This window comes from Psychrobacillus sp. FSL H8-0484, from assembly GCF_038005325.1.
In the GTDB taxonomy this organism is placed as follows: Bacteria; Bacillota; Bacilli; order Bacillales_A; family Planococcaceae; genus Psychrobacillus.
On record NZ_JBBOSZ010000001.1, the window covers coordinates 1,794,272 to 1,807,810 of the forward strand.

20 protein-coding genes are annotated in these 13,539 nt (G+C 33.1%); all 20 read left to right on the forward strand.

The window, feature by feature from the left end; all coding sequences use genetic code 11:
* Positions 1-87: 87 nt before the first annotated feature.
* The 20 genes from MHH81_RS08490 (at position 88) to MHH81_RS08585 (ending at position 13,347) form a co-directional block, all read left to right on the forward strand.
* Positions 88-564 carry a DUF2975 domain-containing protein gene (locus MHH81_RS08490; RefSeq protein ID WP_340920069.1) on the forward strand — a complete coding sequence of 159 codons (477 nt, stop codon included), beginning with the start codon at positions 88-90 and terminating at the stop codon, positions 562-564.
* A 9-nt stretch (positions 565-573) separates the two neighbouring features.
* The gene (locus MHH81_RS08495) at positions 574-795 is read left to right on the forward strand and encodes a helix-turn-helix domain-containing protein (RefSeq protein WP_340920071.1); all 222 of its coding nucleotides are present in this window, start codon (positions 574-576) and stop codon (positions 793-795) included.
* 244 nt (positions 796-1,039) lie between these two features.
* On the forward strand, positions 1,040-1,531 hold the full coding sequence (locus MHH81_RS08500; RefSeq protein WP_340920073.1) for a hypothetical protein: 492 nt from the start codon (positions 1,040-1,042) through the stop codon (positions 1,529-1,531).
* A 245-nt stretch (positions 1,532-1,776) separates the two neighbouring features.
* The gene (locus MHH81_RS08505; protein WP_340920076.1) at positions 1,777-2,127 is read left to right on the forward strand and encodes a hypothetical protein; all 351 of its coding nucleotides are present in this window, start codon (positions 1,777-1,779) and stop codon (positions 2,125-2,127) included.
* A 261-nt stretch (positions 2,128-2,388) separates the two neighbouring features.
* A complete protein-coding gene (locus MHH81_RS08510) occupies positions 2,389-3,057 on the forward strand; it encodes a DNA alkylation repair protein (RefSeq protein ID WP_340920077.1) in 669 nt (222 codons plus the stop codon).
* Positions 3,058-3,552: 495 nt separating this feature from the next.
* Entirely contained in the window at positions 3,553-3,963 is a 411-nt protein-coding gene (locus MHH81_RS08515) for a VOC family protein (RefSeq protein WP_340920079.1), read from the forward strand.
* A gap of 207 nt (positions 3,964-4,170) precedes the next feature.
* Positions 4,171-4,398 carry a hypothetical protein gene (locus MHH81_RS08520; protein ID WP_053419245.1) on the forward strand — a complete coding sequence of 76 codons (228 nt, stop codon included), beginning with the start codon at positions 4,171-4,173 and terminating at the stop codon, positions 4,396-4,398.
* A 414-nt stretch (positions 4,399-4,812) separates the two neighbouring features.
* A complete protein-coding gene (locus MHH81_RS08525; protein WP_340920082.1) occupies positions 4,813-5,355 on the forward strand; it encodes a sigma-70 family RNA polymerase sigma factor in 543 nt (180 codons plus the stop codon).
* Positions 5,333-6,343: a DUF4179 domain-containing protein gene (locus MHH81_RS08530; RefSeq protein WP_340920085.1), complete on the forward strand. Its 1,011-nt coding sequence runs from the start codon at positions 5,333-5,335 to the stop codon at positions 6,341-6,343. The genes MHH81_RS08525 and MHH81_RS08530 overlap by 23 nt, the downstream gene beginning before the upstream one ends.
* A gap of 151 nt (positions 6,344-6,494) precedes the next feature.
* Entirely contained in the window at positions 6,495-6,677 is a 183-nt protein-coding gene (locus MHH81_RS08535) for a hypothetical protein (protein ID WP_340920089.1), read from the forward strand.
* Positions 6,678-6,923: 246 nt separating this feature from the next.
* Positions 6,924-7,472 carry a hypothetical protein gene (locus MHH81_RS08540; RefSeq protein ID WP_340920092.1) on the forward strand — a complete coding sequence of 183 codons (549 nt, stop codon included), beginning with the start codon at positions 6,924-6,926 and terminating at the stop codon, positions 7,470-7,472.
* Between the two features lie 150 nt (positions 7,473-7,622).
* Positions 7,623-8,039, forward strand: a complete 417-nt coding sequence (locus MHH81_RS08545; RefSeq protein ID WP_340920095.1) for an immunity 70 family protein — start codon at positions 7,623-7,625, stop codon at positions 8,037-8,039.
* 145 nt (positions 8,040-8,184) lie between these two features.
* The gene (locus MHH81_RS08550) at positions 8,185-8,478 is read left to right on the forward strand and encodes a hypothetical protein (protein ID WP_340920097.1); all 294 of its coding nucleotides are present in this window, start codon (positions 8,185-8,187) and stop codon (positions 8,476-8,478) included.
* 96 nt (positions 8,479-8,574) lie between these two features.
* Positions 8,575-8,889, forward strand: coding sequence for a hypothetical protein (locus MHH81_RS08555; protein WP_340920099.1), 315 nt, complete (start codon positions 8,575-8,577; stop codon positions 8,887-8,889).
* Positions 8,890-9,027: 138 nt separating this feature from the next.
* A complete protein-coding gene (locus MHH81_RS08560) occupies positions 9,028-9,432 on the forward strand; it encodes a hypothetical protein (RefSeq protein ID WP_340920103.1) in 405 nt (134 codons plus the stop codon).
* 534 nt (positions 9,433-9,966) lie between these two features.
* Positions 9,967-10,131, forward strand: a complete 165-nt coding sequence (locus tag MHH81_RS08565; protein WP_340920105.1) for a hypothetical protein — start codon at positions 9,967-9,969, stop codon at positions 10,129-10,131.
* 346 nt (positions 10,132-10,477) lie between these two features.
* A complete protein-coding gene (locus MHH81_RS08570; RefSeq protein WP_340920108.1) occupies positions 10,478-11,140 on the forward strand; it encodes an MBL fold metallo-hydrolase in 663 nt (220 codons plus the stop codon).
* Positions 11,141-11,311: 171 nt separating this feature from the next.
* Positions 11,312-11,539 carry a hypothetical protein gene (locus MHH81_RS08575; protein ID WP_340920111.1) on the forward strand — a complete coding sequence of 76 codons (228 nt, stop codon included), beginning with the start codon at positions 11,312-11,314 and terminating at the stop codon, positions 11,537-11,539.
* Positions 11,540-11,735: 196 nt separating this feature from the next.
* Positions 11,736-12,599 (forward strand): aminoglycoside phosphotransferase family protein, encoded by an 864-nt coding sequence (locus MHH81_RS08580; RefSeq protein ID WP_340920113.1) that lies wholly within the window; start codon positions 11,736-11,738, stop codon positions 12,597-12,599.
* A gap of 355 nt (positions 12,600-12,954) precedes the next feature.
* Positions 12,955-13,347, forward strand: coding sequence for a hypothetical protein (locus tag MHH81_RS08585; RefSeq protein WP_340920115.1), 393 nt, complete (start codon positions 12,955-12,957; stop codon positions 13,345-13,347).
* Positions 13,348-13,539: the final 192 nt, after the last annotated feature.

Consider the following 13,539-nt stretch of genomic DNA (forward strand, 5'->3'; position numbering starts at 1 on the left):
TAATTAAGAATATACTGAAAAAATAATTATTTATTGTTAATCGATAAATAATGTATTATAATGGAAATGAAATAGGGGAGGTTTATTATGAAAAGGGGAACGACGACTTTATTAAAGCTGATAGTTATTTTAATTGCGATTTTCATACTCATTTCTTGTATATTCTGGTTACCGTGGATAGCGAATAAAGCCGCAACGATGAATCCATCGTATGCTTATTTGAGATTACCTGTACTTCTAGGATTGTATATTACTGCTATCCCATTATTTCTTGCTCTGTATCACTCATTTAAGCTTTTAGGTTATATTAATAGTAAAAACGCTTTCTCAGAATTAGCTGTAATCTCGTTAAAGCGAGTAAAGTACTCTGCAATTTCAATCATTATTTTATACGGAATAGGGATGTTATTTCTTGAATCACAGGACGTTTTACTTCCTCTAATTGCACTTATTGGGATTATCATTATTTTTGCAGCTTTTGTTATCTCATTATTTGCTGCTATTCTTCAGGAATTATTTAAAAATGCTTTAGAAATAAAATCAGAAAATGAGTTAACAGTCTGAGGTGATTACATGACTATTATAATAAATATTGATGTGATGTTAGCTAAAAGAAAAATGAGTGTAACAGAACTTTCTGAGCTAGTTGGAATTACGATGGCTAATATTTCTATCTTGAAAAATGGGAAGGCAAAAGCCATTCGATTTTTCACGTTAGAAGCTATATGTAAGGCTTTGAATTGTCAACCTGGAGATATTCTTGAATATCAAAGTAGCATTGACAATAAAGACTAGGCTATTTGATAGATTGAACCTCATTAATAAAAAAGTGGTCGATAAAAATGTTTTTTTTAAATATGGATAGGTTAGTGAAGAGATTATTGCAACTCTTGTGAAGAAATGTACTTAACCAAACGGATGCTTTAGTAAAACAAGACCATCAAAAATGATGGTCTTGTTTTATGTACAATGTGAAATGTTACACTTAAACTAACGCGGCAGTATAGTTGAAGAAGGAAGAAAAGGGGGATGAACAGAAATGAAAATAGATTGGCAAAGCTTAAAGTCGGTACAGGGATGTTTATTGACGGGTATTTATGCAAATCAACTTGATGTATACCAATACAATAAATTCTTAATTATTAATTCTGTCCTACTTATTTTAAAGATAAAAAATCCAAATTCCCTTGAATTCTGGTATTGGAAAATAGATTGGTTCGAAGACGAAATAGGAGATGACTTTCTCATAATTGAAGAACAGGAAACACCAGAACCAATTGAATATAGTTATGAGCCAGAAATTGCCTCCAATCAACATCTACTAATGAGTTCTAGTTTTTCTGTCGAACAAAACAAAATTAAGAAAGTTAGTGGATATGGATTTAAAGATGAGAAAAGTGAAATCTTAACTTCTATTGTTTTTGAGTTAGAGGAATCATTCATTTCTATAACAACCGGAGCTGTTATAACAACAAAAATTACAGAAAAGGAGCCTGATGATTTAGGAGACTTAATTTTCCCTTGTGACTGACAATGCATTTATATACTTCAACTCGGGGCGTTTAATCCAAGAAGGATTAATGCTCCTTTTTGTTGAACTTATTGATCTAAAGGGCGTTTTAGTTAAAGATTATGGGGTTGCGGAAGGCATCTCTTTTTTCTTCTTCAACTAACGCAGCAGTTTAGTTAAATAAGCAGGAGTTATTAATTGGAAGTCGAAATAGTAATTGATAAAAGAAATTTTATAAATAAGACTTGGTGAAAGGGAGTTAGTTTATGAAAAAAAGAATTTACCTGTTTAGCATCACAATCGTAGCACTTCTTATTGGAATATCTGCTTTGACTATAGTGTTAGGAAACAATGACACTTCTGAAACAAAAGCCAAAGAAATAACCGAAGTTGAAATTGATGATGAATTTCTAAACAGCTTTAATAAAATTAACGTTGCATTGAAAGAGGATTCTCCAAATATATATTCATTTAAAAATATGAAATTGCACAACGGGGATCTATTCTTATTAAATGGAGAAAATAAGGGTTTGGCTTTAAAAAAAGGAGATAGTGTTGAGATAGACCTATCCATCATCCCAGATGGAACAAGTGCTACTGGAGTGGGTACATATTGAATGGTAATTATACGGAAATTTTTTCTGCTTCCGTTACTAATCAGCTGATGACAGACTTTTATGTAGAAGAGGATGGAGACTATATAATCTGTATTATCGGATTTAACGCCAACTTTATAACAATTAAGGATGGAGTTATTTCAACTAATTAAGTTTGATATAGGTGCTTTATGCAATAAGACTTATAACGAAATTAAGTTCTTGATATATCCCGTCAAGGACATATTATGAAACAGTGCTTTAATAAAGGAGTTGTATAAAATGGATGAAAAAAAAGATACAGAAATAAAACGCTCTTCAAAAGCAGAAAACATTCTACCTCAGATCAATAGTAAAACTAAGCTAGGCGACTTACGAAAAATCGCGAAGGACATTAAAAAAGATCACGAACTAGCTATAGAACTTTGGTCAACCGAAGAGTTTTTGCCCAGACTATTAGCAATCTTAATTATGGACAAAAAACTTCTTTCACAAGATGTGCTAAATAAGCTAGATAAGGATATGCAGAATCACACTTTTGATGAGCGAAATAACTTAATGGATTGGTTAATGGCTAATCAGCTCACCAAAGACAAGAAGAAAATTGCATTGATGGAGTCATGGGAAAATAGTCCTTCTGCTCTTCAAAGGCGAGCTTTCTGGTATTATCAAGGGCGATTGAGATGGACTGGACAAACACCGCCTGATAACACCGCAGACTTGCTATCTGCATTAGAAGCTAATATTACGCAGGAAGAACCGGAAGTTCAATGGGCTATGAATTTCACTGCAGGCTGGATAGGCGTTTATGATGAAAAGAATCGTGCATGTTGTATTAAACTTGGTGAGAAAACGGGTCTTTACAAAGATGAAATAGTAGCAAAAGGATGTACTCCCAGCTATTTGCCGGAGTTCATTACGATTGAAGTTAACAAACGACATAATAATTAGTTACCTCTGAAAAATTTATTAGGGTTTAATAAAGGAATTCAAAGCCTCAATATGAAAATTGTAATATGCTTGGACCGAAAAATAAAGAAAACAACGCGTTATGGCAGCTAGTTAGTGAAATATGCAAGGAAGATGTAAAGGATTAACCCGCTATCTCTTTTTGATCTGTAGGGCGCTTATCTTTAAGAAGAACAACTTTCCAGCTGCGCAGTACAACGATACTATTCAATAGAAAAAGATCTTCCACAATCGGGCGCGATTGTTTAATAAACGCCTTTTTTCTTTTTTATCTAAAAAGGCAAGAGTTGAAGTTGGAAGGTTGCTGAGGCAATCCTTTTTCTTGTTCAACTAACGCGGCAGTTTAGTTGAATAAAGAAAGCCAGCCTCTTATGTCGCATAACGGATTCTGTAAAATAATTTTATTCTTTGAAGGAATTCATTTATGAAATAGAGAACTATAGTGTGAATGACAATACTATAGTAGAGGTGAGTAACATGGGGTTTCAGGCTGATAAGATATTCGTAAATTTAGCAGTTAAAGATTTAAATAAGACTAAGGAATTTTTCTCTAAATTGGGGTTTGAATTCAATGCCCAGTTTACCAATGAATTTGCAGCAAGCATGATTATTAGTGATAATATATTTGCTATGTTGTTAGTTGAAGAACATTTTAAGACTTTTACGAAAAAAGAAATCGCCGATTCTACAAGAAGTAATGAAGCAATCTTGGCACTATCAGTTGATAGTAAAGAAAAAGTCGTTGAGATTGTAAACAAGGCTTTAGAAGCAGGTGGGAAACCTTCAATGGAACCACAAGACCATGGTTTTATGTATGGATGGAGTTTTGAGGATATTGACGGTCATCTTTGGGAGCTTTTTTACATGGATGAAAGTGCAATAAGATAATTTATTCTAAACATTAAGTAACTCACAATAAACCGAATGAGGAAGCTGGCACATGGTGTTGGCTTTTTTGTCGTACATTATGATGATTATGTGGAACAGAGTTACAGTTGCTTATTAAACTAATGGTGTGCTTTACTTCAAGAAGGACTGGAGTCTATTTCTTATTGAACTAACGAAACAGGTTCATTAATTTTATGGAGGTTTTTTATGAAAATAAAAGAAGTAGATAGCAAAGTGATAATAGATGACTTTGAATTTTATGGTCAAATTGAACAAGAGAAATATTGTTCTAAATGCAAGTTTAATTTAGTTTATTATGATGATTTTGATACGTATTTTTGTCCTAAATGTAATAGTTGGATTGAATCTAAATGTAGTGACCCTAATTGCAAATATTGCCCTAATAGACCAGAAAAACCTTTATCTCACAAGTAGTGTTATTCAACTACCATGAAAATTAGTTTCTTCAAGAAAAGAAAAATGACAATACTTAAGAAGACCCCTGATTAATCGTTAAAAAAAGGGGAGAGCGTAAATAAGCCTATGGAATACTGATGACTGGATTAAGGTCAGTATCAGTATTGACACTTCCTAACCATTTTCATTCTCTGTGGTGCAGCACTGATTTTGCGCTGCATGGAGGCTAACGGGTGCTTTAGCTCAACAAGTGGCTGCCTGTAAAGATAGCTTTTTCTTCTTCAACTAACGCGGCAGTTTAGTTGAATTAGGAAAGTGTTTAATAAAAAGTTATTAAAAAGGACATATTCATTTGAATAGTTCTTTTTTATTTCAAAAAAGTGCATCCTTTTTTGAAGGTACGCTCTCTAATAGATAGGATGGTGAAAAAAGATGACGGTTAACGAAAAGAAAGTAAAACTATCAATCGAAGGGGATCAAGAAGCACTGCTGTTTTTACTTAAACAAGAAAAAGAGAAACTTTATAGGACTGCTTATAGTTATGTTCGTAATCAGGCAGATGCTCTAGACGTATTCCAGCAAACAGTGCTGCTGGCAATTGAGTCCATTCATCAGTTACGAGAGCCAAAGTATTTCTCGACATGGCTGATGAAAATTTGTATCAATGTATCACTTGGTGTACTTCAAAAACAAAAGAAAGTGATTTCAATGGACGACCTAAAATTTCAATCCCTCTCCACCGAAATAGCAACATCTGATGAAAAGATGGATTTACTTGATGCGATTTATCGATTAGATGAAAAATGTAAAACAGTCCTTCTTTTAAAATATTATGAGGATTTAACTTTTGAGCAAATAGCAGAGATACTTGGCGAACCGATTGGTACTGTCAAATCTAACGGTAAGAGAGCGTTAGCGAAAATCAAAAAGACATTAAAAGGAGTGTACATAGATGAACGAACAAAACCGATTTAAAGAGGCAATAAATGAAATTCCTGTTCCTTCTAAAGAATTAGATACTATTTTGTCAGACGCTTTTAAAAAGGATAAGAAGGAAGTGAAATTTCCCTTCAAACGAATGGTTAAATATATTGCAGTGGCAGGGATTCTATCGGTTTGTACAATTTCATCCGCTTACGTATCACCTGCATTTGCTAACTTTGTTACGCAAATTCCGATTATTGGTCAAGCATTCGACTATTTCATCACTCAAGAAAACTATTATCTTGCTTATGAGGAAATCAGTACAGATATTGGTTTAGTTGAAAAAAGCAATGGTATCGAACTAATTATTGAGCAAGCATTTTACGATGGGAATACGGTAACGTTTTCGTTTGTACTGCGAACAGAAGAAGATTTAGGATCAAATTTTCCAAGTTTCAAGAATATGCCAACTAATCTAGGTACCGGTGGCTATGGAGGAGAGTATGTGGATGGTGTTGGCTACGTTGGCATGATGACGTTATCTGTGCGTGATAACACAAAAGATATCTTGAATATAGATTGGAGTCCTCAAGCAATTTATTCAGACGAACATGTAATTGAAGGTGACTGGCATTTTAAATTTTCATTAAATAAGCTAGAAGGAAAACAAATTGCAATTCATGAACAGGTGAGTCAAGATGGTGTAACAGTCGAGTTAATCGACGCTGTCAAAACGGAAGTAAATTTAACGATTAATTATTTGCAAGATGTTGATACTTCTTTTGATGAAAACTGGATGGCAGTAGAAGCTGAGTTAAGTGCAATTGATAATTTGGGTAATAAATATAAAGTGCCATATAATCGTGGAACTGGTACAGAAGGTGGGGATTCGAGTGAAGATCTCACATGGGCTGCAACGATCCATGATCTTGACCCCGAAGCCACATCCATTACATTTTATCCATACGCACATGTAAGTAATAGTCAAAGTGATAATAAACGAATTGATTTCGATCCTATTACGATTGAATTAAATTAACTATTGTTGCGGTAGTATCCTGAATCTTTCAAATGTCGGATTTGTTGTTATATGAATAATGTGAAGGATTGCACTTAAACTAACGCAGCAGTTTAGTTGAAGATAAGGAATGGATTTTTATGGTAATATGGTTTTGGAGGGGGCATTTAAAATGAAAAATTTAATTATTGGTATTATAGTTTTGTTTGCACTTTGGTTAATACTCCGGTTTATCGGCATAAACACATCATATGTGATACCTGATTTAATAGAATGGGCTACAAAATTTATTCTACCTTGGATACTATTGTATTGGATAATTAGATTAGTTAAAGGTTTAGAAAAAAACAAATAACTATTCAAGTACAGGGGGCCATTCTTTAACAAAGATTGTCGCTTTTTCTTATCCAACAAGAAAGTCTGTGAAGTATTGTCCTTAAACTACCATGGAAGAACGTAATTTTCTTCCATATACTGTGGTGAAGCTGGGCTTCATGGATGGCTAACGGAGTGCTTTACTTGAAGATTATTGAGCTGCTTAGACGGCTCTTTTTTTCTTATATTGTGCTAACGAAGCAGGTTAGTTAAGGAGGTGTTCTTTTTGCAAAATAAAATTAAAATAATTATCTCTATCAGCCTTATTTTAGTGGTTTCTTATTTTATAAACATTGCATTAAAAGATGATATTAAGGAAATTGAAAAAGCTGTTTACTCTTTAAACCAACCATTTACTAAAATTGCTTATATAAAGCTTTTAGATAATAACCAAGCCATTGTATTTTATGAACATGATTCTGCTAATATAGAGTATTTCGGAAATATAAGATTAAAGAAAAATATATTTGGATGGAAATTGGGTAACGGCAGTAGTGGTCAAACCACTAATTATCATAAATTAGGTTGGAACTTTTCAAATTTGAAGTATGATTTTTCAAAGTATACTGATGTGCTAAGTGGAAAAATTTTAGATTCTGAAATAAAAGAGGTTTTTATTGTTACTAAAAATAATAAGGGATATCAAGCTAAAATTGTTAAATATAACAATGGAGAAAGGTTCTGGTACTTAATAACGGATGGAGAAGAATTACCAGGATCTACTGTAACAGGTCTTTCTATTGAAGGGAAAATAGTAGAGGAGATAAAAATGTAATCACGTTCTCCTTAATTTACTAACAGATGTTTAGTTGAAGATCTTAGAGTTGCAATGTAACTCTTTTTTATTGTTCTACTAAAGCAGCAGTTTAGTGGAACAACGAATTTATAGAAACATAGAACAAAAGTAAGAAATGAGGTTGAAGCAATGGCAGTTGGATTTCATTTTGATTGTTTCTTTTATCAGATAGGACACGGTGACTTCCTGCATTCTTTCTTTTCTACAATTAGTTATTATTTAGAACCAGATGGTTGGGGAACAAAATACCCTAAACTATTGAGTAGTTTATATTATAAAAAACTAAATTATTCGGATATACCCCAAGCCATAGAAGAAACCAAGGAAATTAGAGTTAAGCTTGCTAAATTTCCTCCATCTCAAGTTATATGGGATATAGACGATTTAACTGCACAACCCCCTTGGGGAGATAACATAAGTAAACAAATAACAAGTTTATCAAATTATTTTAAGACAAATGATGGTCGAAATTTATTTGATTTGCTACTTTTAGCATTAAATGATGCCTATGAAGATAAATTTGATTTAGAAATTCGTTCTTTATAATTGTTATTAAAGTAACGAGGTGCTTTTGTAGAACAAGAGGCTGCCTTTAGGGGTAGCTTTTCTTATTGAACTACCGTAGCACGTAGCAGTTTAGCTGAATAGGATGTTAATAAAAATGAAATGAAAATGTTAATTTTCAAGGTGTATGAAAAGTAATATTAATTTATGGTCCTTTATACTTTCTTTGTTTTGTATCCCTGTATTTTTTATTGTAAAATCCTCTGCAAATTTTATAAGTGGTTTTTCCAAAAACATAGGTACTCATCCATTAAATATTGTCTTAGGCTTTACGTTGTTAACATTTGTTCTTGGAGTAATAGGATTAAAGGATGCAAAAGAATGGAAAGCAAGGGCTAGAAGTCTATTTACTATTATTTTTACAATAGGCTTTTCGGGAATATTAATTGTCATTATCTTCTTTGGCAGCCTCCTAAGTTAAATATTGTTCAACTAACGCAGCAGGTTAGTTGAAGAGTGTGGTATAACTTTTGTTCATCAATTGGGCCATTTTGTGGAGAAGGGAGATGGGAGAACTATGGAAAAAGTATTAAGAAAATCAGGTCTGTATGGGTTAGTGTTCGGATTGGCTGTTTCCATTCTATTTGTTAGTTACAAAGAAATTCAAGAGGTAGATAACGGTGGTCGCTTAATTACGTATAAACCGTTTCTTGATTATTTTATAGCGATTTTACGTTTTGGAATTATAGGAATGTTTTTGGGTTTGTTTATTGGTTGGAAGGATTATGAAAAGAAACATAAGACACAGCAACAAGGAAAAACATATTACATCCTTGCCTTTTTTGTTGTATTCCTCATTTCAAGCATTTTAATGTTGATGTTAAATTGGTGAAATAGTATTCCGTTTTCATCTTCAACTAACGAGTGCTTTACTTCAATAAGGAATGAAGCCTTTTTTCTTATTGAACTAACGCAGCAGTTTAGTTGAATAAGTTGTACTCGCGATAAATAAAAATTGTGAGGGGTTTAAATGAATAAAGAAATTGAAGAAATAATTGTTAAAACATTTTTCGTTAAAAGAATTCAGCAAAGAGTTCTATTTGAACTTTCTTCACCACAAAAACGCTATGATGCTTTTGGAAGACGAAACGATTTCATTCGTCCAGAATTAATGTTTGAAATACCTAAACCGAATTCAGACCCTGAAGAAATTGAGAAGTTGTTGAAAAAACAAGGAGCTGGAAATATGTGCTATGTAATAACATCGGCAGAAAGTGATATTGACGGAGAAGAATTGCCACTAATAAAAGCTTTAGAGGATTTAATCTGGTCTGGACTGCCGTTTATAATTTCTTGCATACCAAATAAATTAGCTTACTATCAAGGTGAACAGGCGTATGGTTCTCCTCAAAAGTATATTTTAAAAAGACAATAGCTTATTCAACTAACGGAGTGCTTTACTTCCAGAAGGAGTAAAGCCTTTTTTCTTCTTCAACTAAAGACGCAGGATAGTTGAAGAAGGAAAATATGGTTTATAAAGAGAATTAATAACAATCTAATTTTCTACTTTTTAACATAAGGAGTGCTTAAGATAAGTAAAATTAAATTATTTCTAAAACAAGATTCGGATTTTTTGAGGGATTTCTTAGTGGGGATCATTGTCTTACCTATCGGGATCTACAAGTTTTTTTTTTCAAACCACCCACCGAATAAATTCCTTGTTATTTGGATCTCTAATGATTGTAGGTGCTCTTGTCATGATTTATTCGGCTTTATTAGAATATAAAAAACGACCTTGATAAATCATTTGTTTTTGGTTTTTAACGATTAAAAATACTGGGGGGTTAATGCTGTTACACTTCTATAAAAAGAGGTATCTCTTCTCTTATTAAACTAACGCAGCAGGTTAGTACAGCAAGCATTGTGTTAAAATTCGGATAGAAAAAAGGGGAAGAGAGAGGTTTTTTAAATGAATAAAACTATGTTTTACTTTTGGATATTTGTTATTGCTGTTATTGCATTTTTTACAGGGGAAATTGCTACGGTTATGATGCTGTACTTAATTTTAATTACTCTAAATGCAATACATTCAACCATTAAAGATTTTTATGATGATTGGAAAAATAGGTATTAAAGTTGAAATACTGTTTATCTTTTCCCTTGTTAAACTACCATTGAAGAACGTAATTTTCTTCCATACTCTGTGGTGAAGCTGGGCTTCATGGATGGCTAACGGGTGCTTTAGTGAAAGTATAGGGGTTGCTTAGGCAACTCTTTTTCTTATTGAACTAACGCAGCAGGTTAGTTGAACAAGAAAAAGGTTATTTAGCTCTCCTGTCGAACTAGTAAATTAGAAGGTGAAATTTGCTAAGGAGAATTAGAACGTTACGTACAAAGTTAGCTTTATTCTTTTAAACTTCTTGTGTAACCAAATCCATTCTCTGTATCAATAAAATCTAATTATTAAGGAGAGCAAAGTTATGGAAATTTCTAAGGGAGTAGAAATGCTCCATCTTGAATTTCATGGGAATATTATTCATCCAACTCTTTTATGGGATGAAGAAATGGCTGTATTAATAGACACTGGATTCCCTGGACAAATTGAAGATTTACACGTGGCAATGGAAAAGGTAGGAGTGTCGTTCGACAAACTAAAAGTACTGATTTTGACGCATCAGGATATAGATCATATAGGTAGTCTTCCTGAGATATTACAGGAGTGTGGAAGTAACATTAAAGTATATGCTCACGAACTGGATAAGCCTTATATTCAAGGGGATTTATCACTTTTGAAAGACGGGCATCTAGAGAACCCCCCGACGGGCAAAGTGGACGATACCTTGAAAGACGGTCAAGAATTGCCGTATTGCGGTGGAATTCGTGTCATCCATACTCCAGGGCATTCTCCTGGCCATATCAGCTTATATTTGAAACAAAATAAAACACTGATTGCCGGGGATTCAATGTATAGTGTAAACGGAATAATTGGGGGAATTCATGCCCCGACAGTACTGGATATAAAAGAAGCTCGACTCTCTTTGAAGAAATACCTAGACCTCGACATTGAATCTGTGGTTTGTTACCACGGAGGATTAAGTAAGGAAAATATTAATGATCAGATTAAAAAAGCAATTTCAAATTAAAATTCTAGAACTCTTTTCAGCTATCGGGCTCTTTACTTGAAGATAATTGAGCTGTGTAGATAGCTCTTTTTTTTATTCAACTAAAGAGGCAGTTTAGTTGAACAAGAGGGATTAATATAAACTGTTTATTAGAGTCGGTTACAGCAGACTTAATAATAGGGGGATATACAAATGGGGAAAACAGTACATTTTTCTTTTAGTAGTACAAATTATGAAGGAACAGGGGCAAAAGAAACATTCACTTTTGAAAAATTAGGTATTGACGAGGATATGGATGATAAAGCATTAATAATAGAAATTGAAAGAATTTTTCATGCATGGGTTTGGGATAAACTTAATATTTCTTATAGTATAGTCACAGGTGAGGAGAACGCACTTGGTTCAGATGATATTCAGTAATAAAAGAGAAGTTGTTTATTTGACTAACGAGTGCTTTAGTTAAAGATCATGGGTTGCTTAGGCAGTCCTTTTTTTCTTATTGAACTAACGGTGCAGGTTAGTTTAAGAATAAATTATATGATTTGTATATTATTGAAAATTAAGTTAACACACTAGTTAAGTCAAGGGTAGCACTACAAAAAGGGAGGTAAGTTTGATGTTAAATCGTGTTATTGAACAATTTGGGTTGCAGGTATTATCAATTAATGAGGTTGAAGATTCCTATAGTTCAACAGTCTATAAATGTAATTTGCTAAATGGTGAAAATATTTTTTTGAAAATCCCTTATACAAAATTGAAGTGTAAGCGGGAGTTAGAAGCCTATGAAATTTTAAAAGGAAGTGTTGCTATTCCCGAAATGTTGGATTATTGGTCTGGTGATGAGGAGTGTCCGGGAGCTTTTTTATTATCCGAATTAAAAGGAAAATCGTTAACATCTAAGGCTTCACCAACAGTAGCATTTCAAGTCGGGGTCCTTCATGCCTCGATGCATACAATTCAGCCGTCTGTTGTGCAAGTGTTATCCGGCATACAAAATGAATTTCCCAACTGGTCTAATTTTGTCGAACAACAATTTTATAGTTTCGCTAAGGATGTAAGAGACGTTTTGGATGAACGTTTATACATAAAAGCCATTGAAAATTTTGAACAAATGAAACAACAGCTCCCTTCCCCAGATGGACCAAGCTTTATACATATGGATTTTCGTCCAGCAAATATAATTGTTGATGGTAATAAAGTTTCAGGTATGATAGATTTTGAATCCGTACGATTTGGTTCATCTGAAATCGATTTTACCAAATTGTATCGTGATTTTTTACGCTTCGATTCTGCCTTGTATCAGGCCTATCAAGAAGGGTATAGCAGTATCAGACCATTAATTGATTTAGAAGTTGTTTTACCTTTTTATCGATTTACAGATGCCTTCAATAGTATCGGGTGGTGTAAACGTCGTGGAATTGAAAAAAATGCTTTATTTCTTGAAGAAAATTTAGTGAGTTTAAAAAAATTGTTAATATAAAATCGTGCACGATTATGAACTATTCTCCTTTCGAAATTAAACAATTTATTACCTCTACTCAGATTATGCATTTTTGTATGTTAGATTGTGAAGGAATGTATTTAAACTAACGGGTGCTTTAGTTTAACAAGCCCATCATTCCGATGGTCTATTTTTATGTCCAGAACATCAAGTAGATATCGGCGATACAATGTGAAATGTTACACTTAAACTAACGCAGCAGGTTAGCTATTTAATAAATTTATTGAAAAGGAAAATTTAGCTCTACTTTTCACTAACGGATGCTTTACTTCAAGAAAGAAGTAAAGCCTTTTCCTTATTGAGCTAACGCAGCAGGTTAGTTGAACAATGGCAAATGGTTTTTATAAAAAATCAACTGGTGAAGGTGGAGATTATTATTAGACAATTTATGGTTATTTTAATGGTTATAGCTATTTTTTTCATATCTGCTTGTAGTGAAAAGGATAATATTGACCATTTCTCTTCTAAAGAAGAAACTTTGGAACATTTTGTTCAGAATGAAAATATTAAAGGGAATATTGATTTAATTACAACGACAAATGATGAAATTTTATTAGTAATACAGTCAAGTGGAAATACATATTTCGTTGGTGAATTAGTGGAGGACAAGGAAGGATATTACGCTAAGAGAATATCAGCCAATGTTGAAATGACGACAATAGGTGCAAGTTGGGAACTAAATACAATGGAAAGAATGAGTACACTATATTTTTTGAAAAGAACATAGAAGATGCGATTTACATACAGTTCTCTAATGGAGAATACGATATCTCGCTTGTAGAGGGACATACGATAAGTGAAAACACCTTTGCTTTAACAAGTGCGATAAAGGAAGTTGAAACAGTAAAAGATTAAATCAACTAACGAGGTGCTTTACTTCAAGAAGGAGTAAAGCCCTTTTTCTTATTGAGCTAAAGCA